The following is a 19,712-nucleotide window of genomic DNA, read 5'->3' on the forward strand; positions in this document are numbered from 1 at the left end:
GTGAACACTGAGAACCTGAGTGAGGATGTTATGAGAGCCGTGCGCCTGGAAGCGGTGGGCAGCATTGCGCTACGGGAGGTCGACAAGCCTGTTGCGGGACCGCAGGACGTTCTGGTGCGCGTCGAAGCCTGCGGCGTTTGCGGCACCGACCGTCACCTCCTCCACGGCGAATTCCCTTCGAGCCCGCCGGTGACGCTTGGTCACGAATTCTGCGGCATCGTCGAGGCTGTCGGCGACGCGGTTTCCGGCATCGCCATCGGTGACCGTGTTACCGGCGATCCCAACATCTTCTGCGGACGCTGCAGTCATTGCCGAGCCGGCCGCGTCAATCTGTGCAGCAATCTCAGGGCCATCGGCATCCATCGCGACGGCGGCTTCGCCGACTACGTCGTGATGCCGCAGAGCCAGGCCTTTCTTCTGCCTGCGAACCTCAAGCCAACGCATGGCGCCTTCTGCGAGCCGCTGGCCTGCTGCCTGCACGCTGTCGACCTCGCCGGAATCAGACCCGGCGCTGCCGTGGTGGTGCTTGGTGGCGGCGTCATCGGCCTGCTTACCGTGCAATTGGCGAGGCTCGCAGGAGCGGCGACCATCATCCTGTCGACGCGGCAGGCCTCCCGCCGTGCGCTCGCCGAAGAGCTCGGTGCAACGGCGACGGTCGACCCAAACGCGGTCGACCCGATCGAGGCGATCGCCGGCCCAACCGGCCTTGTGCCCGGCGGGGCCGACGTGGTGCTCGAATGCGCCGGTGTCCCCGATACCGTCGAACAATCGATGCGGCTGGCGAAGTCCGGCGGCACGGTGGTGATCGTCGGCGTGATGCCGCAAGGCGTGAAAGTGCCCTTCGAACCGTTCGACATCCTGTTTCGCGAACTGAAGGTTCTCGGCTCGTTCATCAACCCCTTCACCCACAGGCGGGCGGCGGACCTTGTCGCGTCCGGGGCAATCGAGATCGACAAGCTCATCTCCAGACAGGTCGGCCTGGACGGAGCCCCCTCGGTTATCTCCAACCCGGCCGCCCCCGGCGAGGTCAAGGTGTTGGTGGTGCCGGGCAGGGAATGAAGGGCAGCCTCAATCCTGCGACGTTGGCGATTGGCGAAACGACGATGACCGCGTCCCTCTCCCCGTCACTATACGGGGAGAGGATGCCGGCAGGCAGGTGAGGTGCAGCGTCAACGCTTGGAAAGATAAGCTATAATTTCGGGGCGGCTACCAAGCCCAAGGCGATCAATCGCCGAAGTTTGCGCCGCCCCTCATCCACCTGCCGGGACCTTCTCCCCGTATAGTGACGGGGAGAAGGGACAAGATCCCAGCCTACAGTTTGCCGTTGCGCTGCTGGACCATCATGAAGGTGTCGTAATTGTACTCGGCCACCTGCGCCCACAGATAGTGCTCCTTGCGGAAGCCCTTGATCGAGTCCCAGATCTTCTTGAACGGTGCGTTGGTGGCTTCCATTTCGGTGTAGACCTCATTGGCCTTCTCGAAACAGGCGGCCATGATGTCCTGGCTGAACGGGCGCAATTTCGCGCCGCCGGCCACCAGCCGCTTGACTGCTGCAGGATTGAGGTAGTCGTATTTCTGCAGCATGTTGGCGTCCGCCGCGTGCGCGGCCGTGTGCACCAGCGACTTGTAGGCCGGCGAAAGCTCTTCGTACTTCGCCTTGTTGAACAGGAGATGGACGGTCGGGCCGCCTTCCCACCAGCCGGGATAGTAGTAATAGGGCGCGACCTTATAGAAGCCGAGCTTCTCGTCGTCATAGGGGCCGACCCATTCGGCGGCGTCGATCGTGCCTTTTTCCAGCGCCGGATAGATGTCGCCACCGGCGATCTGCTGCGGCACGACACCGAGCTTCGAGACCACTTTGCCGGCAAAGCCGCCGATGCGCATCTTGAGGCCGGACAGGTCGGCGACGGTGTTGATCTCCTTGCGGAACCAGCCGCCCATCTGCACGCCGGTGTTGCCGCCGGGCAGGCCGAAAAGACCCTGCGTGGCAAGAAACTCGTTGAACAGGTCGATGCCGCCGCCATGATAGTGCCAGGCATTCATGCCGCGCGCGTTGAGCGAGAACGGCACTGCCGCACCGAGCGCCCATGTCGGGTCCTTGCCCCAGTAATAGTATGACACCGTGTGGCAGGCCTCGACGGTGCCGGCAGTGGTGGCGTCGGCGGCCTGCAGGCCGGGCACGAGTTCGCCGGAGGCGAAGACCTGGACCTGGAAATTGCCGTCCGTCGCCTCAGACAGCATCTTGGAGAAGACTTCGGCGCCGCCATAGATCGTATCGAGTGACTTGGGAAAGGATGACGCCAACCGCCACGTCACTTTCGGATTGGACTGGGCGATTGCCGGTGCGGCTAGCGTAGCGGCAGCCGCCGCTGCGCCCACGCCGGTGACCCCGGCCTTGCGGATGAATGAACGACGATCCATGCAGTTCCTCCCTATTGGACCAACAACCGATATCAGGGACATCTCCTCACGTCCGGTATCGATTTGCCCGAAACAATACACGGGCAAAAGGTCGAGTCCAGCATGGTGGCGGGATTTGACGGCGGCGCTGGCGACAAATCCGCGGGCCGGCCGGCCAGCCTGCAACTATAGTCTAACGTTCGCCGCGTGGCCCATGCGAGATGGCGAAACTTGCCATGGAAAAGCGCCTTCGGATCGCCTATTTTGCAGGCACAATAGCTATTCGCTTCGCGCCAAATGGAATCCGGACCCAAAATGCACCAGCCGCTCGTCGCCATATCAACCGACGTCCGTCAGTTCGACAACTACACCTGGCATGCCGTCCCGCAGCAATATATCGAGGCAGCACTTTCCGGCGCCGGCGTGTTCCCGCTTTTGGTGCCGTCATTCGGTGACCGGCTCGACTTCGACGAGCTGTTGTCTTCGGTCGACGGTGTCATGGTCACTGGCTCGAAGTCCAACGTGCATCCATCGCTCTATGGCGGCGACGCCAGCGAAGCCAACGGCCCCTACGACCCGGCGCGCGATTCCACCACGCTGCCGCTAATCCGCAAGGCGATCGAGCGCGGCGTGCCGCTGCTTGCCATCTGCCGCGGCATCCAGGAGTTGAACGTTGCGCTGGGCGGCACGCTTGGCACCGAGATCCAGGAGCGCGAAGGCTCGCTCGACCATCGCGCGCCGGTGAGCGACAACCAAGACGAACGCTTCGCCATTCACCAGACCATTTCGATCAAGCCGGGCAGCTGCCTGGCCGGTGTATTTGGCGCCGGCGACATCAAAGTCAACTCGCTGCACCGCCAAGGCATCGACCGGCTCGGCTCGAAGCTGCAGGTCGAGGCGGTTGCCGGCGACGGCACGGTGGAGGCGGTTTCGGTGAAGGACGCCCGCGCCTTCGCCGTCGGCGTGCAATGGCACCCCGAATACTGGGTCAAGTCGGACGGCAACTCGGCCAAGATCTTCCGCGCCTTCGGCGATGCGGTGCGCCTGCATGCGGCGGCGAAGGCCGGTGCACGGGCGGCGGCGGAATAAATCCCGACGATCAATTGCCGGCGGATTGATCCCGTTCGCCGGTTGTCGCCAGCGACAGCAGCGGCGTGGCCGGAGCGTAGGATTCGTAGCCGTCGCCATCCGCAACCGAGAAGGTGACGATCGGGTCGGTGCCGTCGGCGCTGAACGCGATCGTGCCGTCCTCGCCCTCTCGCCAGAATTTTGCCCGCTCGATCCCCGGCAGCAACCCGCGGCAACTCGGCGCCACGGTCAACAGCGACAGGCCATCGTCAATCGCGGCGCCGCGGCTAACCGCGCAGTCGCCTTCGTCGCCATTGGCGACCAGCCTGAAGGTGGTTGCCGGCCTTGCTTCATTGGCCGAACTTTCACTGCTGCCGCCGTGAAACAGCTGAAAGCCGGCGAAAAGTGCCGCTGCCGCAATCAATGCCGGAAGTTTCGTCATCTTGCACTCCGCGCTCCCCGGCGCAGATGCAGAATGATTCCAAAGCTTTAAGCCGACGTTAACGAGTGTGGCAGAGAGCCGCTCAGCTTCGTGGCTTGACTTGCGCCGTCTCAGGCACCGGGGTCAGTGGCCGGCGCTCGCTGAACCAGGATACCAGATTGTCGACGCACAGATCCGCCATGGCGCGGCGCGTGTGGTGCGAGGCCGAGCCGACATGGGGCAAAAGCGAGGTGTTGGGCGCCTTCAGCAAAGCCTTGGGCACATTCGGTTCATCGGCGAAAACATCGAGCCCGGCCGCGGCGATGGTGCCGTTGGCAAGCGCTGCGGCGAGGTCTGCCTCGTCGACCGTGCTGCCACGGCCGATGTTGACGAAAACGCCGTTGGCGCCAAGCGCCGCCAGGATTTCGGCATTGACCGCCTTCTCCGTGGAAGCGCCGCCCGGCACTACGGAAATCAGCGTATCGACCGCTTCGGCAAGGCCCTTCAGCGTCGGGTGGTATTCATAAGCCAGACCTTCGACCTTGCGCCTGTTGTGGTAGGCCACCGGCAGCCCGAACGCTTCCAGCCGGCGCGCAATGGCAAGGCCGATGCGGCCCATGCCGAAAATGCCGACATGCCGACCGCGCAAGGTCAGCCGGCTCAGGGGATAGTTGCCCTTCTTCACCCAACTGCCGTCGCGCAGCCATTTCTCGGCGTTGTAAAGTTCACGCACGGTGTTGAGCAAAAGGCCGATCGTGGTGTCGGCGACCTCCTCGGTCAAAACATCGGGGGTGTTGGTGACCATGATGTTTTTCTTGGCCGCATGGCCGGCATCGACCGAATCATAGCCGACGCCGAAGGAGGCGATGAGTTCGAGGTTGGGCAATGCATCCATCAATGCCGCATTGACGCCGGCGAAGGACGCAATGGCGCGCACGTCATGGCGCATCTCGTCGGTGACCAGGGCGGGATCGGCGCGCTCTATCTTGACCCGCTTGAAGGTGCGGTCGATGCGCTCGACCGCATGGTCGTTGAAATGTCCCGGCACCAGAACGGCGACGGTCTGCAACGCATCAGTCTTGGTCATGCACGCTCCACCGGCTTGCCGGTCGACTGGCGCACATGCAGTTCCGGCTTGATCAGTTCCTGTGACGGCCGTACCGCCTGTCCGTTCAGCTTGTCGAGCAGCGCGCTGGCGGCACGGCGGCCAACCTCTCGCTGGCCATTCCAGACTGTGGTGAGCGCCGGTGTCGCGATTGCCGCCTCCTCGAGATCGTCATAGCCGGTGACCGATATGTCGGCGCCCGGCACCAGGCCGGCGCGGGCAATGCCGTTCATCAGCCCTATGGCGACGAGATCATTCCAGCAGCAGGCGGCGGTTGGCTTGTCTTTAAGCGCCAAAAACTGTCCAGCCGCCTCGAATCCGCCCTGCTTGGTGCGCGGCCCGGCAATGCGCCAGGACGGCCTGACTTCCAGCCCGGCGGCTTCCATGGCGTTGAGATAGCCCTGGTAGCGGTCGCGCCCGGTCGAGGTCTGGTCGGTGCCGCCGATCATGGCGATGCGCTTGTGCCCGAGCGAGATCAGGTGATTGGTGGCAAGTGCTGTGCCATAGGCATCGTCGCCGCGAAACACCGGCACGTCGGCGCCTTCCACGCTGCGTGCGATCAGCACCGCCGGCAGGCCGTTTTCTTCGGCCATGACGATGTCGGAAGCCGGCGTGCCGATGGCCGGCGACATGATGACGCCATCGGCGCCGAGCTGCAGCAGCGTGTCGATGAAGGTGCGCTGCTTTTCCAGCTGGTCGTAGTGGTTGGACAGGATAAAGGTCTGCCGGCTGCGATCGAGTTCGCTTTCGATGGAGCGCAGGATCTCGGCGAAGAACGGGTTCATGATGTCGTGCACGACGACGCCGACAATCCCCGAGCGCGAGGTGCGCAGTGAGGCGGCGCGGCGGTTGTAGATATACCCGATGGCCCGCGCATGCTCCTTGATGCGGTCACGCGTGGCGCCTGCGACCAGTGGACTGTCGCGCAAGGCGAGGGAGACCGTGGCCGTGGAGACGCCAAGCGCATCCGCGATCGTCGAAAGCTTGATCTTTTGTGCCAGCCCTTCGCTCCCCGTTTTTTAAATTTTTTAAATGCGGCGTTATGCCATCGGATTCGGAGCAAATCAAAGTTTTTTCGCCAGCGCCTCCGCTTCGACATCGACGGTCGTGCGATTGCGCAGCCGCAAACGGTGCTCGCGATGGATGATGTAAAGGCCGCTGGCGACGATGATCGCAGCACCCACCAGCGTCCAGCGGTCGGGGAACTGGTGGAAGATGATCCAGCCGGACAGGATCATCCAGACCATCTGCGAATACGGGTAAGGCGCCAGCGCCGTGGTGGTCGCCAGTCGGTAGGCCTGCACCAGAAGCCAGTGGCCGCCGGCGCCAAACACGCCCAGCATCACCAGGATGACCCAATGCCAGCCATCCTGCGGCAGCTGATGCGAGAACGGCAGCATCGGCAAAAGGAGCACGGCCGGCGCCAGCGCCGAAAACAGGATCAGGCTTTCCGAGCTTTCGCTGGCCGACATGCGGCGCGTCATGATGACGTAAAAACAGTTCGACAGCATGGAGCCGAGCGCGAAGAGGTGGCCGAGACCGAACACGCCGACGCCCGGCCTTGTGATGACGAGCACGCCGACAAAACCCGTCAGGATCGCCAGCCAGCGCCGCCAGCCGGCCCATTCACCAAGCAGCGGTCCGGCAAGGGCGGTGATCACCATCGGCCCGAAGAAGTAGATCGAGGTGGTCTCGGCCAGTTGAAGCGTTTTGAGCGCCATGACGTTGCACATCGTCGAGCCGAACAACAGACCGCCGCGCAGGATGTGGGCCGGCAAATTGTTGGCGCGGAAGCGCGACGGCTCGCGCCAGCCGCGCAGGAAGACGCCGACAAGCAGGACATGGACGGTGAAGCGGGCCCAGGCGACGATCAGCGCCGAGACGCCGGCCAGGACCAGATATTTGCTCGATGTGTCGAGAAAGGTGAAAAAGACATAGGTGGAAAGCATGAACAGCATCGCGGCGGGCGGCGTTGCGCTTTCGTCTGATTTTGCGGGAACGTTCAATGTCAGGCCGGGCAGGGAGGAGCAACGCTTAACCTTTGCGGCAATCGCCTGCGCCCGGCAAGCCAAAAGCGACTGGCACAACAGGCGTCTGAGACAGGTTCAGCGCAGGCCAATCCGATGCCCAATCCGATGCCAGCTAAGGCGCCTTGCGTTCCGCTGCGACGTTCTGACATCCCGGTGCTTTGCCGTCGGATGCCATTTGCGCCTGGAGATGAAGCCACAACGCCTGGGCGACGGGTCCATGCGGTCGGTCGCGCCGGCGCACCGCCGCCAAGGTCTCCGTCCGGCCGGGCAGATGTGCACCAGCGATCGAGATCAGCCTCCTATCCCGCAGTTCATCCTCGATCAGCCATCCCGGCAGATGGCCCCAGGCCAATCCGTGAAGGATCAGTTCCTTCTTCATCAGATGATCCGGCGCCGAGCACTGATGCGCACCGTCGACGAGGAAATAGCTCTCCGGCGACGGCCGCCGCGCCGTGTCGCGGATCACGCACTGGGTGAAGGGCCGCATCTGCTCCGGCGCAATCTCCCGGCCAGGCGCGAAGGGCAGGAACCCAGGCGCCACCACCGGCACGAGCGTCACCGCGCAGAGATCGATCCGCTCGAGATGCGGATCGGAAGGATCCGCGCGATGGAAGACGAGGTCAGCCTCGCCTTCCATCAACCGTTCGAGCGGACCGCCGATCGCCTCATACTCCAGACGCAGGCGTGTCCTGGTGCATTCGGCAAAGAAGCCGCTGAGCATAGGCAGGATTTGCGGTCGCGGGCACAGATCACCCATGACGACACGCAGGACCGTCTCCTCGCCACTCGCCAACTGGCCCGCATAGGTTCGCAGATGGTCGAGCTCGCGCAATGTCAGCTGCGCTCGCGCGCGAAACTCGCGGCCCGCCTCCGTCAGCCCCACCCGATATCCGCTGCGGTCGAGAAGTGTGAGCCCGAGCAACTGCTCGAGGCGTGCGACAGCGGCGAAGACGGATGGATGCGATCGGTTCAAGGCAAGGGCGGCCGCCTGGAAGCTGCCCTCGCTTGCCACGGCGTCAAAGCACCGTAGGTCGTGGAGTTTCAGACCATTCATTATAGTCAAAACCTACTGAGATTGTCCAATCATAGTAATTTTCCTGGATAATTACGAGGCCTAGGGTGGCTCATTCAAAGGGCGGCGGGAGCATCGAACTCCTTTCGCCAGGGTGAGATGAGGACCAGATGACTGACACGCTTTATTTTACGACGGGCGACGGCTGCCGGATCGCCTATCAGCTGGCGGGGGCCGGCCCTGTGCTTGTGCTCTCGAATTCCATTGCGACGAACCTGCATATGTGGGACCGGCAGCTTGCGGAATTTGCCGGATCTTTCCGGGTGCTGCGCTATGATCTGCGCGGCCACGGCAGTTCCGATGCTCCGGCCGGAGCCTATTCGCTCGATCGGCTGGGCCGCGACGTCCTTGAGCTGCTGGATGCGCTTCAGATCGCCCGCGTGCATTTCTGCGGGCTGTCGCTGGGCGGCTTCGTAGGGCAGTGGCTGGGTATCCATGCCCCGGACCGCATCGAGCGTCTCATCCTTTCCAACACCTCGCCACATCTCGGGCCGGCTTCTTACTTTGACGAGCAGATCCGTACTGTCCTTGCTGCGAGCAACATGTCGGCCGCCGCGGACATGTTCATGCACAACTGGTTTCCCGCCTCGATGCTTGCCGGCCCAAACGAAACCGTCGACGCGTTCCGCGCGATGGTCCTGGCGACGCCGCCCCAAGGTCTCGCGGGATGCTTCGCCGCCGTACGCGATTGCGATCTGCGCCGGACTGTCTCCCTCATTACCGCCCCCACCCTGGTGATCGGTGGAGAAGACGACAAGGTAACGCTGGCAAGCCACAGCGAGGCGATCGCAGCCAGCATCCCCGGCGCCACGCTTACACTGCTTCCGGGCGTCCATATGCTGAACGTCGAGCGGCCGACTGAATTCATGAGCGCCGTTACACGCTTCCTGCTGAATTAGGCGTGCATGCGGGCGCCCTTGGTGATCTTGTCGACGAGTTTCTTGTCGGCACGCAGCGCGATGCCGACGATCTTGGCGTCCTCAGGGCCGAACTCGGCGAAGACGGCGCGGTTGGCCGCATCGAAGCCGGTGGCAAACATCTCCTCGACATAGGCTGACGCCGTCACGCCCCGCTCCAGCGCCTTCCGGTGGATGGAGTTGAGCGTCGGCCCATCGGCCGAAAGCACGATGACCGGCTGGATCGACAGAGGATTGTAAAGGTTGCCGGCGCGGTCGCGGTAGGGTTCGCCGATAATGTCGGGGAATTGCGCGACGACGCCGCTGGTCAGGAAGGCCGTGACGTTGAGCTTTTGCCAGACGGCGAGATCGTCCCGCAGCACGATTGCAAATTTCGTATCGAACACCAAAATGAGGACTCCGGAGCACGCCCATGAAGGGCAGGGATAGGTGATGACGCACGATCTAGACGGTGAGGCGACACAGGGTCTTGGACGTTCGTGCGCGGATGAAGACCGGATCGTCTCGGCGCCAGGCAGCACCGGCATCGAGCGCATCGAGGCGCATTTCCATGGCAACGCCTTCGACCTACACCGTCATGATACACTTGCCGTCGGCGTGACGCTTTCCGGTGTGCAGCGCTTCCACTACAGGGGCACTGTCAACCACAGCCTGCCCGGCCAGGTTATCGTGCTGCATCCCGACGAAGTGCACGATGGCGGCGCCGGGACCGAGGATGGTCTGCGCTACCGGATCCTCTATCTGGAACCCTCACTGCTGCTCGACTGCCTCGACGGCGCGCCGCTGCCTTTCGTCAGGGATGCTGTGGTCAGCGATCCTGCCTTGCGTGGCACGCTGCTTTCGGCCCTGTCGCCGCTCGATGAGGAACTGGACGAGCTGTTCGTCGCCGATTTCGTTGCGGAGCTGGCGCAGCATCTGGGGCGTCATGCGGGACAGAAAGCAAAGCCGATGGGGAAGTCGGCCTCGCGTGCGGCAGCGCTGGCGCGCGGCTATCTCGAGGAGAATGCCGAGCGGTCCGTTCGTTCCGATGAGCTGGAAGCCGTCACCGGGCTCGACCGCTATGCGCTGTCACGCCATTTTCGCGCGACCTATTCCACCAGCCCGCATCGGTTCCTGCTGATGCGCCGGCTGCAAAAGGCAAGACGGATGATCGAGGTGGGCGAGCCGCTGGCCGAGATTGCCGTTGGCGCCGGCTTCAGCGACCAGAGTCATTTCAACAGGCATTTCAAGAAAGCATTCGGCCTGACGCCCGGCCGCTGGTCGACCCTGGTGCGCGGGCCTTCGGTAGCCGCCTAGGTCGGAAGATCAATCGTCGATGTCGCCATCGTCCTCGACAAGCACCAGCTCCTCGTTCGACAAATTGGCCTCGATGCGGGCAAGCAGCTTGAACAGCGTCTTCTGTTCTTTCTTGTCGAGGCCCTTCAACGCCTGCTTCTCGGTCTTCTTCACCGACTTCTCGATGGCGTGGATGATCTCGCGGCCGGTGTCGGTGAGAAAGATATGCGCCTGGCGTGCATCCGCGGAAGAGGCGCGCTTTTCCAAAAAGCCCTGGGCCTGCAGCCGGTTGATGGTCTTGGTGATGGTCGGTGGGCGCACGCCGAGGCGGCCGGCGAGATTGCCGGGCGTCTGGCCGTCCTCGCGGTCGAGCGTCAGCATGATCTGGTCCTGGCCGGCATAGAAGCCGTGCGCCAGAAGCCGCGCCGCCAGCGCGGTCCTTGCCAGCCTTGCCGCCGAATGCAGCCGGCTCATCGTTGCAGTCTTGTCCGCTTTGGCCATGGTGATCCCTCTTCGGCCGTACCGGTGAGTGCAGCATAGACGCAGCCGGCCGGTTGGCAATCGACGATCCAAAAGATTCCGGCTTTCGAAACAGCTTTGCCGGCAAGCATTTGTGGTGCTCGAAATGGTGATGCCAGATGTTTATTTCAGTTAGATGACAAACGAGTTTCCGCCAAGGCGATTGCAACGGTTTGACGCGGCGCGGCTCAGCACAGGTCAACGAAGAGGCGTTTCCGGCGACACGTTGATGGTCGGCATCCCTCGCACTCGGCCTCTCGGGTCTACCCATCCGCTTCGTCAATCCTGGGTCAAACACCCAGGCGGTTTGCCTCGTGCAAAAGGCCGGCACACATCCTATATCAGGCCAACAATCCCTTCTTGCGGCCCGCAATTCCGTGGCCCAGCCATTTCGAGGCAAGATATGAGCGAAGCACAGACGCAAATCCCCGTGACCGTTCTCACCGGCTATCTCGGCGCCGGCAAGACGACGCTGCTCAACCGCATCCTGTCGGAAAACCATGGCAAGCGTTATGCCGTCATCGTCAATGAATTCGGCGAGATCGGCATCGACAATGATTTGATCGTGGAATCCGACGAGGAAATCTACGAAATGAACAATGGCTGCGTCTGCTGCACGGTGCGCGGCGACCTGATCCGCGTCGTCGAAGGCCTGATGCGCCGTCCCGGCCGCTTCGACGCCATCGTCGTCGAGACCACCGGCCTCGCCGATCCTGTGCCGGTGGCGCAGACCTTCTTCATGGACGACGACGTGCGCTCCAAGACCAAACTCGACGCTGTCGTGGCTCTGGTCGACGCCAAGCACCTGCCGCTCAGGTTGAAGGATTCCAAGGAAGCCGAGGACCAGATCGCCTTCGCCGATGTTGTCGTGCTCAACAAGACCGACCTGGTGACGCCCGAAGAGCTGGCCAAGGTCGAAGCCACCATCCGCGCCATCAACCCGGCGGCCAGGATCCACCGCACCACGCGCGCCGGCGTGGCGCTGTCGGAAGTGCTCGACCGCGGCGCCTTCGACCTGTCGCGCGCATTGGAAAACGATCCGCATTTTCTCGAGGCGCACGATCATGATCACGACCACCATGATCACGACCACGATCACCACGACCATGATCACGACCATCATCATCACGATCACGCGCATCCCTCCGACATCCATGACGTGACCGTGCAGTCGGTGTCGCTGCGCGGCGGCGAGATGGACCCGAAGAAATTCTTCCCGTGGATCGAGAAGATCACTCAGATGGAAGGTCCCAACATCCTGCGGCTGAAAGGCATCATCGCGCTCAAGGGCGACGACGAGCGCTATGTCATCCAGGGCGTGCACATGATCATCGAAGGCGACCACCAGCGCGCCTGGAAGGACGGCGAAAAGCATGAGAGCCGGCTGGTGTTCATCGGCCGCGAGCTTGACGCCGAACGGCTGAAGAAGAGCTTTGACGCCTGCCAGGCGGCTTGATTTCCGGACTCTATGGCGCTAGCGCTGCCCGCTCTTCCTTCTCCCACAAAGGGGAAGGTTGACGCCAGGCCTGGCCGCCTCAATGGCTTCCCGGGAGTGGTGACAGCTTCATTGGAATGGTCCTGATGCCCACAGTTGCTCCCCTCGACCTGGAAGGTCACTGCCTTGCCGCCGTCTTCCTCGACAACGTGCCGCATTTTGCGCTGGCCGATGGGACAGTTCATAGGCTCGACAACGGCCACAAGACAATTCAGGCCAATGACGGCCTGCTCTCCACGTTCCATGACGCCGCCAACGACCGCCTGATCACCGGCGGCGAGGACGGCAAGATTTTTGCTGTCACCGCAGGTGGCACCGTCGGCGAATTGGCGAGCGCCGGCAAGAAGTGGATCACCAGCGTCGCCGCCGGACCGCAAGGCGCTATCGCCTATGCCACAGGCAAGACTGCGTTCGTGCGCTTTGCCGACGGCAAGACCAAAGAGTTTGCCCATCCGCGTTCGGTCGAGGGGCTGGCCTTCTCCCCCAAGGGCATACGCTTGGGCGTCGCCCGCTACAATGGCGCGACGCTGCATTTCCCGGCCGCCGAGGGCAAGCCGGTGGAGCTGGAATGGGCCGGTGCCCATACCGGCGTCACCTTCTCGCCGGATGGCGCCTTCCTCGTCACCACCATGCAGGAAAACGCGCTGCATGGCTGGAAGCTCGCCGACGGCAAGCACATGCGCATGACCGGCTATCCCGGCAAGGTCAAAAGCCTGTCGTGGAGCGTGAAGGGCAAATGGCTGGCGAGTTCCGGCGCGCCGGCGGCGATCGTCTGGCCGTTTTCGGGCAAGGACGGCCCGATGGGCAAGGCGCCGCTGGAGCTCGGCACGCGCGGCAACGCCATGGTGACATCAGTTGCCTGCCATCCGAGCGAGGATGTCGTCGCCGTCGGCTATGATGACGGCATGGTCATGGCGGTGCGCTTTACCGATGCCAAAGAGGTGCTGTTGCGCCGCCCGGGCAAGGGCGCCATCACCGCGATGATGTGGGATAAGGAAGAGCGCCGGGTCGCCTTCGGCAGTGCCGCCGGCGACTGCGGCGTCATCGATATCTCGGCGTGACCTATTCGGCTCCGCACGACACCTTGCCGGTCAATTCTTTCGGCTTGCCGTCCTGTTCCGTGTCGGCGGCGTTGTCGTAGACGGCAAGCGTGTACCGGCCGTCATAGACGCCCTCGTCACTGGTCTTGGTCAGGATCGTCAGTTCGACAGAGTTGAATTTATCTCCGAGCTGATGCTCGTGGTAGACGTTCAGCCGCAACTCCTTGTCGTCCAGCCAGTACTGGGTGAGGTCGGAATCCTCGAAGACGGTCTTGCGCAGACTGTCGCCTTCCGGCCGGCCAAGTATCTCGAGATCGCCGCGAAAATTGAAGGTCGGGCCGCCCATACCTCTGGTGACCCCGGCGCCGACCTCGAATTGCACCGCTTTGTCATCGACGGAACACCAGACGCCGCCCGATGCGGAAGCCGCAGCGGCCGACAAGAGTAGCGCAATAGCGCAGATGATCGTCCGCATTTTTCTCCCCAAACCACAGACCCGATCGCATTGGCGCCCGACTGCGCCGGAAGGTCAAGTCTGCCGAACTTGCTGCTGACCCAATGCAGCGCACCAACACGGCCAATTGCGGTTGCCGTCGCCAATTGGGTAGTGTGCCGGCCGAGAGGGATTTCATGCACAGCACGAACAGTTCAAAGGCGTCCATTGGCGGTATCAGCCGTGACCGCATCGCTGCATTGCGGACAAGCGAGGCGAACACCTTCCGCAAGGCGCGGCCGAAATCGCAGGCCAAGGTCGGTAACGGCCTGCCAGGCTTCTTCGGCGGTGTGCCGATGCACTGGATGAACGACTGGCCGACGCCATTCCCGATCCTGGTCGAAAGCGCCAAGGGCGCCGCCATCACGGATATCGACGGCAACAGGCTGGACGATTTCTGCCTCGGCGACACCGGTTCGATGTTCGGCCATTCGCCGCCGCCGGTGGCGCGCGCCATCCGCCGCCAGGCCGGGCGCGGCCTGACCTATATGCTGCCTTCGGAGGATGCGCTGGCCATCGGGCCGCTGCTCACACAGCGTTTCGGTCTGCCGTTCTGGCAGATCGCCACCAGCGCCACCGACGCCAACCGCTTCGCGCTGCGCGTCGCCCGCGCCGTCACCGGCCGCGAAAAGATACTGGTCTTCAACGGCTGCTATCACGGCTCGGTCGACGAGACGATGGTCCGGATGGTCGACGGCAAGCCCGTGAATCGGCCGGGGCTGGCGGGTGAGTTTCGCGACCTGACCAAGACGGCGAAGGTCATTGAATTCAACGATGTCGCCGCGCTGCAAGCAGCGCTCAAGGACAAGGATGTCGCCTGCGTCATCGCCGAGCCGGTGCTGACAAATTCCTGCATGGTGCTGCCCGATCCGGGTTTTCACGACGCCTTGCGCAAACTGACGCGCGCGGCCGGAACGCTGCTGCTGATCGACGAGACCCACACCATCTCGACCGGCCCAGGGGGCTACACCAGAAAATTCGGGCTGCAGCCCGACCTTTTCGTGCTGGGCAAGCCGATCGCCGGTGGCGTGCCGGCAAGCGTGTGGGGCATGAGCGACGAGGTCGCCTCGCGCTATGCCGACTACAACCGAACCAAGGAGCCGGGCTATTCCGGCATGGGCACGACGCTGTCGGCGAACCCGCTGCAGTTCGCAGCCATGCGCGCAACGCTCGAAGAGGTGATGACGCAGGAGAATTATGCCCGGATGGATCGCCTCGCCCTGCGGCTCGATGCCGGGCTGACCGGCGTCATCGATCGCTACAATCTGCCCTGGCATGTCGCCCGCGTCGGCGCCCGCGTCGAGTTCATCTGCGCCCCTGGCCCGCTCAGGAACGGCGCCGAAGCCGAGACTGCCCATGCGCCGGAGCTTGAGGCGGCTATCCATGTCGCGCTGGTCAACCAGGGCGTGCTGATCGCGCCCTTTCACAACATGATGCTGATCTCACCGGCCACCACCGGCGCCCAGGTCAACCGGCTGATCACCGCCTTCGCCACGGTTGCGGCAAGGCTGACGGCATGAGACAAGCTGCCAAGCCAAACTCGAGTACACTAATCATGACTTCACCTTCGGGCTCGACGCCCGCCGAGGCGCAAGCCTTTCTCGACGCCCATCCCGAAATCGAAGCCTTCGATATCGTCTTGACCGACGCCAACGGGGTCGGCCGCGGCAAGATCGTGCGCCGGCATGAGCTGAAAAGCATCTTCGAGGGCGGCCGCCACATGCCGATCTCGATCCTCGGCCTCGACATCACCGGCGAGGATGTTCACGAAACCGGGCTGATCTGGACGACCGGCGATGGCGACCTCAGGGCCTGGCCGATCCCCGGCACCCTGGTGCCGCTTTACGGCACGAACCCGCCGCGCGGCCAGTTGCTGATGGCGATGTACCATCTCGAGGGACAGCCTATGTCGTCGGACCCACGGCTGGCGCTGGCCAGGCAGGTCGACATCTTGGCGGCCAAGGGCCTCTATCCCGCCGGCGCCTTCGAACTCGAATTTTTCCTGCTTGCCAATGAGCGTGACGCCGACGGCAAGGTAAAGCCGGCGGAGGCCGTGCTCGACGGCCGCCGCTCGGCCAAGACGGAAGTCTATTCCGTCGACCATCTGCACGGCATGGAGCCGCTGTTTTCCGACATCTATGCCGCGGCTAAGGCGCAAGGCATTCCGGCCGAAACGGTGATTTCCGAATACGCGCCCGGCCAGTACGAGCTGACGCTGAACTATCGCAAGGATGTCATGCGGGCGGCCGACGACCTCGTCATGTTGAAGCGGCTGGTGCGGGCGCAGGCGCGCCGCCATGGTGTCACCGCCTGCTTCATGGCCAAGCCGATCGAAAAATACGCCGGCTCCGGCATGCATTTCCATGTTTCGTTGCAGGACAAGAACGGCCGCAACGTTTTTGCCGAGGCTGGCGGCGAAAGCTGGTCGCTGCCGCTGCTGCAGGGGCTCGGCGGGCTGATCCAGACCATGGCCGAATCGATGCTGGTGTTTGCGCCGCACGCCAATTCCTGGCGGCGCTTCGTCTCGCAATCCTATGCGCCGGTGGCGCCGACCTGGGGCGTCAACAACCGTTCGGTGGCGCTGCGCATCCCGGCGGGCGACGCCAAGAACCGGCGCATCGAGCACCGGCCGTCGGGTGTCGACGCCAATCCCTACCTGATCGCGGCAACGGTGCTGGCCGGCATCATCAAGGGTCTGGATGAAGGCCTCGACCCCGGCCCCGAAACCACTGGGAATGGCTATGAAGCCGCCATCACGCGCACGACCATGCCGGTCGACTGGCGCGCTGCGATCGAGGCGGCGCGGGCATCGAGCTTCCTGAAAGAGGCGCTTGGCGAGGATCTGCATCGCACCTTCGTGGCGATCAAGCAGTCGGAGTATCTGCGCGTCGCCCGCACCGTCAGCGAGCTGGATTACCACCTCTACCTCCACGAGGTCTGAGAGACCGCCTGGAACTCGGGCAGTCGTCCTGCTAGCCCGACGATCAGGCGGCGATTACTTTTTCGCCGCCTGCATCAAATGACGTGGCGCTGCAGCCTTCAAGAACATATCATGAACGGATGAGCGCACCCACCGTCCGTGAAAAGCTGGCAATCCTGTCTGACGCCGCCAAATACGATGCTTCTTGCGCCTCGTCTGGCTCGGCGAAGAAGGATTCGCTCCAATCCGGCGGTATCGGCTCCACAGAAGGCATGGGCATCTGCCATTCCTACGCGCCGGATGGCCGCTGCATTTCGCTCCTGAAAATCCTGCTGACCAATTTCTGCATTTACGATTGCAGCTACTGCATCAACCGCTCGTCATCGAATGTGCGCCGCGCCCGCTTCAGCATCGACGAGGTGGTGAAGCTGACCATGGATTTCTACCGGCGCAACTACATCGAGGGCCTCTTCCTGTCCTCAGGAGTCATCCGCTCCCCGGACGAGACCATGGCCGAAATGGTGGAAGTGGCGCGGCGGCTGCGGCTGGACGAAAAATTCTCCGGCTATATTCATCTGAAGACCATTCCGGAAAGCTCGGCCGAACTGGTCGAGCAGGCCGGGCTCTACGCCGATCGGCTGTCTATCAACGTCGAACTGCCGACCGATGAGGGCGTCAAGAAACTGGCGCCGGAGAAGAAGCCGGAAACGATCCGGCTTTCCATGGCGAACCTGCGCCGGAAGATGGAGGAAAAAGCCGAGCCGACGCTGAGGACCAAGAAGCGCGAACGCTTTGCGCCCGGAGGTCAGTCGACGCAGATGATTGTCGGCGCCGACAAAACATCCGACGACGGCATTTTGCACACCAGCGCGCGGCTCTATGGCAGCTATCACCTGCGGCGCGTCTATTATTCCGCCTTCAGCCCAATCCCGGATTCGTCATCGTCGCTGCCGCTGCAAAAACCGCCGCTGATGCGCGAGCACCGGCTCTATCAGGCCGACTGGCTGATGCGTTTCTACGGCTTTTCGCAGCCGGAAATCCTCGCCGGCAGCAGCGACGGCATGCTCGATCTCGCCATTGACCCCAAGCTCGCCTGGGCTTTGCGCAATCGGGCGAGGTTTCCCGTCGACATCAACCGCGCCGACCGCGAAGCGCTGCTGCGGGTTCCGGGTCTGGGCACCAAGGTGGTGGCGAAGATCCTTGAAACCCGCCGCCACCGACGCATGCGGCTGGAAGATGTCGGACGGATCTGCCATTCGATCGCCAAGCTGAGGCCCTTCATCATCGCCGAAGGCTGGTCGCCGGGCGGACTCACCGACAAGACAGGCCTGCGCGACACGATCGTAAAGTCCTGCGAACAACTGTCGCTGTTTTGACCATGCAGCCGGCTCAGCTCGACCTTGCCCGATACACTGTCCGGCTAGCGAGCCAGACCGATTTCGCCGGTTGGCGCGATGCGGCACGGCGTCTGGCGCTGAATGAGGTCCGACCTGAGGATATTAGTTGGGGTGTCGGGTCCGACGCCAATGATCCTCAAGATGCCTTGCCGGCGGTGCCAGAGGGCGCGCAGCTTACCGTCCCGCGCGAGTTCATCGCCCATGCCGAAACCGCCTTCTGCCACTCCGACCCCGGCCGGTTTGCCTTTCTCTACTGGATGCTTTGGCGCCTGCGCACCGAGCCGAAACTGCTGGCGATCGCATCCGATCCCGACACCAGGCGGCTCGAAGCCATGGAAAAGGCGGTGCGGCGCGACAGCCATAAGATGCATGCCTTCGTACGCTTCCGGAAGATCGGCGACGGCGAGAACGAGCGCTACGTCGCCTGGTTCGAGCCGGAGCATTTCATTGTCGAGCGCAACGCGGATTTCTTCGTCCGGCGGTTCACCGGCATGCGCTGGACCATCCTGACGCCCTATGCCTCCGCCGACTGGAACGGCGAAAGGCTGGCGATCGGGCCGGGTGCGGCCAAGGGCGATGCACCCGATCAGGACGACACCGAGGCGTTGTGGCTGACCTATTTCGAAAACATCTTCAACCCGGCGCGGCTCAAGGTGAAGGCGATGCAGAAGGAAATGCCGAAGAAATATTGGCGGAACCTTCCCGAGGCCTCGCTCATTCCAGATCTGATCGCAGGAGCGGACGAGGCCGCCAGGGATATGATTGCCAGACTGCCGACAACGCCGGCGCCGCACCACGCCAAGCTGCAGGCAAGACATTGGCCGAAGCCCGAGCCGGCCGAGGCGCCGGATGAAGACGATGCCAAGACGATTTCCGATTTGCGCGAGGCTGCAAAGGGTTGTCGTCGCTGCCCGCTCTGGCGCGACGCGACACAGACCGTGTTCGGCGAGGGGCCGGATGACGCCAAAGTGGTCTTCGTCGGCGAACAACCTGGCGATCAGGAAGATCTCGCCGGCAAACCTTTTGTCGGGCCAGCGGGCAAAGTGTTCGATGCGATTCTCGATGACGCAGGCGTCGACCGGCAAAAAGTCTACGTCACCAACGCCGTCAAGCACTTCAAGTTCGAGCCGCGCGGCAAGCGCCGCATCCACTCGAAGCCAAATACCGGCGAAGTCCAGGCCTGCCGCTGGTGGATCGGCCGGGAGCTTGAGCTGATCAAGCCGGACCTCGCCGTGGCGCTTGGGGCAACGGCGGCGTTGTCGCTGCTGGGCAAGGCCATTGCCGTGACGAAAATGCGCGGCCAGTTGATCGAACGCGATGATGGCTTGCGCGTGTTCATCACCATCCACCCCTCCTTTATTCTGCGTATTCATGAGCCCGCGGACAAGGAGGCAGAGCGCGAGCGGTTTCTCAGGGATATGAGAGAGGTGAAGCGGCTGATGGGGTCGTGAGATGAGCGAAAGCCTCAGCGACATCGTCATCCGCGGGCGGAGCAAGGAGTGAAGCGACGCAGCGCAGACCCGAGGATTCATGCCGCGACGTTTGGACGCTGCTACGGTG

19 protein-coding genes are annotated in these 19,712 nt (G+C 63.1%); 10 read left to right on the plus strand and 9 right to left on the minus strand.

All coding sequences use genetic code 11. The features are described from left to right. Positions 1–30: 30 nt before the first annotated feature. Positions 31–1,059, plus strand: coding sequence for a zinc-dependent alcohol dehydrogenase family protein (locus ACYG9V_RS06590; protein WP_023822070.1), 1,029 nt, complete (start codon positions 31–33; stop codon positions 1,057–1,059). 252 nt (positions 1,060–1,311) lie between these two features. Here the strand turns inward: ACYG9V_RS06590 and ACYG9V_RS06595 are convergent, their stop codons facing one another. Beyond that, positions 1,312–2,421 (minus strand): TRAP transporter substrate-binding protein, encoded by a 1,110-nt coding sequence (locus tag ACYG9V_RS06595; RefSeq protein WP_023725935.1) that lies wholly within the window; start codon positions 2,419–2,421, stop codon positions 1,312–1,314. 294 nt (positions 2,422–2,715) lie between these two features. On the opposite strand from ACYG9V_RS06595, the gene ACYG9V_RS06600 reads away from it, so the two are divergent. Next, entirely contained in the window at positions 2,716–3,489 is a 774-nt protein-coding gene (locus tag ACYG9V_RS06600) for a gamma-glutamyl-gamma-aminobutyrate hydrolase family protein (RefSeq protein WP_023703661.1), read from the plus strand. A gap of 10 nt (positions 3,490–3,499) precedes the next feature. Here ACYG9V_RS06600 and ACYG9V_RS06605 read toward each other — a convergent pair whose 3' ends face one another. From ACYG9V_RS06605 to ACYG9V_RS06625, 5 genes are all read right to left on the minus strand, one after another. Then, positions 3,500–3,910 carry a hypothetical protein gene (locus ACYG9V_RS06605; protein ID WP_023703660.1) on the minus strand — a complete coding sequence of 137 codons (411 nt, stop codon included), beginning with the start codon at positions 3,908–3,910 and terminating at the stop codon, positions 3,500–3,502. 82 nt (positions 3,911–3,992) lie between these two features. Then, positions 3,993–4,976 carry a 2-hydroxyacid dehydrogenase gene (locus ACYG9V_RS06610; RefSeq protein WP_023822071.1) on the minus strand — a complete coding sequence of 328 codons (984 nt, stop codon included), beginning with the start codon at positions 4,974–4,976 and terminating at the stop codon, positions 3,993–3,995. Continuing rightward, positions 4,973–5,995, minus strand: a complete 1,023-nt coding sequence (locus tag ACYG9V_RS06615; protein WP_023671355.1) for a LacI family DNA-binding transcriptional regulator — start codon at positions 5,993–5,995, stop codon at positions 4,973–4,975. The genes ACYG9V_RS06610 and ACYG9V_RS06615 overlap by 4 nt, the downstream gene beginning before the upstream one ends. Before the next feature lie 63 nt (positions 5,996–6,058). Further along, positions 6,059–6,943, minus strand: coding sequence for a DMT family transporter (locus tag ACYG9V_RS06620; RefSeq protein ID WP_032902466.1), 885 nt, complete (start codon positions 6,941–6,943; stop codon positions 6,059–6,061). 193 nt (positions 6,944–7,136) lie between these two features. Continuing rightward, on the minus strand, positions 7,137–8,078 hold the full coding sequence (locus ACYG9V_RS06625; protein ID WP_023711336.1) for a LysR family transcriptional regulator: 942 nt from the start codon (positions 8,076–8,078) through the stop codon (positions 7,137–7,139). A 128-nt stretch (positions 8,079–8,206) separates the two neighbouring features. Between ACYG9V_RS06625 and ACYG9V_RS06630 the strand changes: the two genes are divergently transcribed. After that, on the plus strand, positions 8,207–8,995 hold the full coding sequence (locus ACYG9V_RS06630; protein WP_023689240.1) for an alpha/beta fold hydrolase: 789 nt from the start codon (positions 8,207–8,209) through the stop codon (positions 8,993–8,995). On the opposite strand, the gene ACYG9V_RS06635 is transcribed toward ACYG9V_RS06630, so the two are convergent. Beyond that, entirely contained in the window at positions 8,992–9,399 is a 408-nt protein-coding gene (locus ACYG9V_RS06635) for a DUF2000 family protein (protein WP_023694715.1), read from the minus strand. The two genes, ACYG9V_RS06630 and ACYG9V_RS06635, sit on opposite strands and share 4 nt — an antisense overlap. A 46-nt stretch (positions 9,400–9,445) precedes the next feature. On the opposite strand from ACYG9V_RS06635, the gene ACYG9V_RS06640 reads away from it, so the two are divergent. Further along, on the plus strand, positions 9,446–10,309 hold the full coding sequence (locus ACYG9V_RS06640) for an AraC family transcriptional regulator (RefSeq protein ID WP_023736881.1): 864 nt from the start codon (positions 9,446–9,448) through the stop codon (positions 10,307–10,309). 9 nt (positions 10,310–10,318) lie between these two features. Here ACYG9V_RS06640 and ACYG9V_RS06645 read toward each other — a convergent pair whose 3' ends face one another. Continuing rightward, positions 10,319–10,789 (minus strand): MarR family winged helix-turn-helix transcriptional regulator, encoded by a 471-nt coding sequence (locus ACYG9V_RS06645; RefSeq protein WP_352764852.1) that lies wholly within the window; start codon positions 10,787–10,789, stop codon positions 10,319–10,321. 421 nt (positions 10,790–11,210) lie between these two features. On the opposite strand from ACYG9V_RS06645, the gene ACYG9V_RS06650 reads away from it, so the two are divergent. Next, the gene (locus tag ACYG9V_RS06650; RefSeq protein WP_023689243.1) at positions 11,211–12,263 is read left to right on the plus strand and encodes a CobW family GTP-binding protein; all 1,053 of its coding nucleotides are present in this window, start codon (positions 11,211–11,213) and stop codon (positions 12,261–12,263) included. Between the two features lie 125 nt (positions 12,264–12,388). Next, a complete protein-coding gene (locus tag ACYG9V_RS06655) occupies positions 12,389–13,363 on the plus strand; it encodes a WD40 repeat domain-containing protein (RefSeq protein WP_352764854.1) in 975 nt (324 codons plus the stop codon). Between the two features lies 1 nt (position 13,364). On the opposite strand, the gene ACYG9V_RS06660 is transcribed toward ACYG9V_RS06655, so the two are convergent. Next, positions 13,365–13,817 carry a hypothetical protein gene (locus ACYG9V_RS06660; protein ID WP_023683507.1) on the minus strand — a complete coding sequence of 151 codons (453 nt, stop codon included), beginning with the start codon at positions 13,815–13,817 and terminating at the stop codon, positions 13,365–13,367. 155 nt (positions 13,818–13,972) lie between these two features. Between ACYG9V_RS06660 and ACYG9V_RS06665 the strand changes: the two genes are divergently transcribed. The 4 genes from ACYG9V_RS06665 (at position 13,973) to ACYG9V_RS06680 (ending at position 19,603) form a co-directional block, all read left to right on the plus strand. Continuing rightward, the gene (locus ACYG9V_RS06665) at positions 13,973–15,355 is read left to right on the plus strand and encodes an aspartate aminotransferase family protein (RefSeq protein ID WP_352764855.1); all 1,383 of its coding nucleotides are present in this window, start codon (positions 13,973–13,975) and stop codon (positions 15,353–15,355) included. Between the two features lie 35 nt (positions 15,356–15,390). Further along, positions 15,391–16,776, plus strand: coding sequence for a glutamine synthetase family protein (locus ACYG9V_RS06670; protein ID WP_352764856.1), 1,386 nt, complete (start codon positions 15,391–15,393; stop codon positions 16,774–16,776). A 119-nt stretch (positions 16,777–16,895) separates the two neighbouring features. Beyond that, positions 16,896–18,131, plus strand: a complete 1,236-nt coding sequence (locus tag ACYG9V_RS06675) for a putative DNA modification/repair radical SAM protein (protein ID WP_023694722.1) — start codon at positions 16,896–16,898, stop codon at positions 18,129–18,131. 2 nt (positions 18,132–18,133) lie between these two features. Beyond that, on the plus strand, positions 18,134–19,603 hold the full coding sequence (locus ACYG9V_RS06680) for a UdgX family uracil-DNA binding protein (RefSeq protein WP_352764858.1): 1,470 nt from the start codon (positions 18,134–18,136) through the stop codon (positions 19,601–19,603). The last annotated feature ends 109 nt before the right edge of the window (positions 19,604–19,712 follow it).

It is taken from the genome of Mesorhizobium sp. W016 (genome assembly GCF_054719485.1).

Coding starts and splice junctions, on each gene's coding strand:
- ACYG9V_RS06590 (WP_023822070.1), top strand. CDS start 31: ATGAGAGCCGTGCGCCTGGAAGCGGTGGGCAGCATTGCGCTACGGGAG.
- ACYG9V_RS06595 (WP_023725935.1), bottom strand. CDS start 2,421: ATGGATCGTCGTTCATTCATCCGCAAGGCCGGGGTCACCGGCGTGGGC.
- ACYG9V_RS06600 (WP_023703661.1), top strand. CDS start 2,716: ATGCACCAGCCGCTCGTCGCCATATCAACCGACGTCCGTCAGTTCGAC.
- ACYG9V_RS06605 (WP_023703660.1), bottom strand. CDS start 3,910: ATGACGAAACTTCCGGCATTGATTGCGGCAGCGGCACTTTTCGCCGGC.
- ACYG9V_RS06610 (WP_023822071.1), bottom strand. CDS start 4,976: ATGACCAAGACTGATGCGTTGCAGACCGTCGCCGTTCTGGTGCCGGGA.
- ACYG9V_RS06620 (WP_032902466.1), bottom strand. CDS start 6,943: ATGCTTTCCACCTATGTCTTTTTCACCTTTCTCGACACATCGAGCAAA.
- ACYG9V_RS06625 (WP_023711336.1), bottom strand. CDS start 8,078: ATGAATGGTCTGAAACTCCACGACCTACGGTGCTTTGACGCCGTGGCA.
- ACYG9V_RS06630 (WP_023689240.1), top strand. CDS start 8,207: ATGACTGACACGCTTTATTTTACGACGGGCGACGGCTGCCGGATCGCC.
- ACYG9V_RS06640 (WP_023736881.1), top strand. CDS start 9,446: ATGACGCACGATCTAGACGGTGAGGCGACACAGGGTCTTGGACGTTCG.
- ACYG9V_RS06645 (WP_352764852.1), bottom strand. CDS start 10,789: ATGGCCAAAGCGGACAAGACTGCAACGATGAGCCGGCTGCATTCGGCG.
- ACYG9V_RS06650 (WP_023689243.1), top strand. CDS start 11,211: ATGAGCGAAGCACAGACGCAAATCCCCGTGACCGTTCTCACCGGCTAT.
- ACYG9V_RS06655 (WP_352764854.1), top strand. CDS start 12,389: ATGCCCACAGTTGCTCCCCTCGACCTGGAAGGTCACTGCCTTGCCGCC.
- ACYG9V_RS06660 (WP_023683507.1), bottom strand. CDS start 13,817: ATGCGGACGATCATCTGCGCTATTGCGCTACTCTTGTCGGCCGCTGCG.
- ACYG9V_RS06665 (WP_352764855.1), top strand. CDS start 13,973: ATGCACAGCACGAACAGTTCAAAGGCGTCCATTGGCGGTATCAGCCGT.
- ACYG9V_RS06670 (WP_352764856.1), top strand. CDS start 15,391: ATGACTTCACCTTCGGGCTCGACGCCCGCCGAGGCGCAAGCCTTTCTC.
- ACYG9V_RS06675 (WP_023694722.1), top strand. CDS start 16,896: ATGAGCGCACCCACCGTCCGTGAAAAGCTGGCAATCCTGTCTGACGCC.
- ACYG9V_RS06680 (WP_352764858.1), top strand. CDS start 18,134: ATGCAGCCGGCTCAGCTCGACCTTGCCCGATACACTGTCCGGCTAGCG.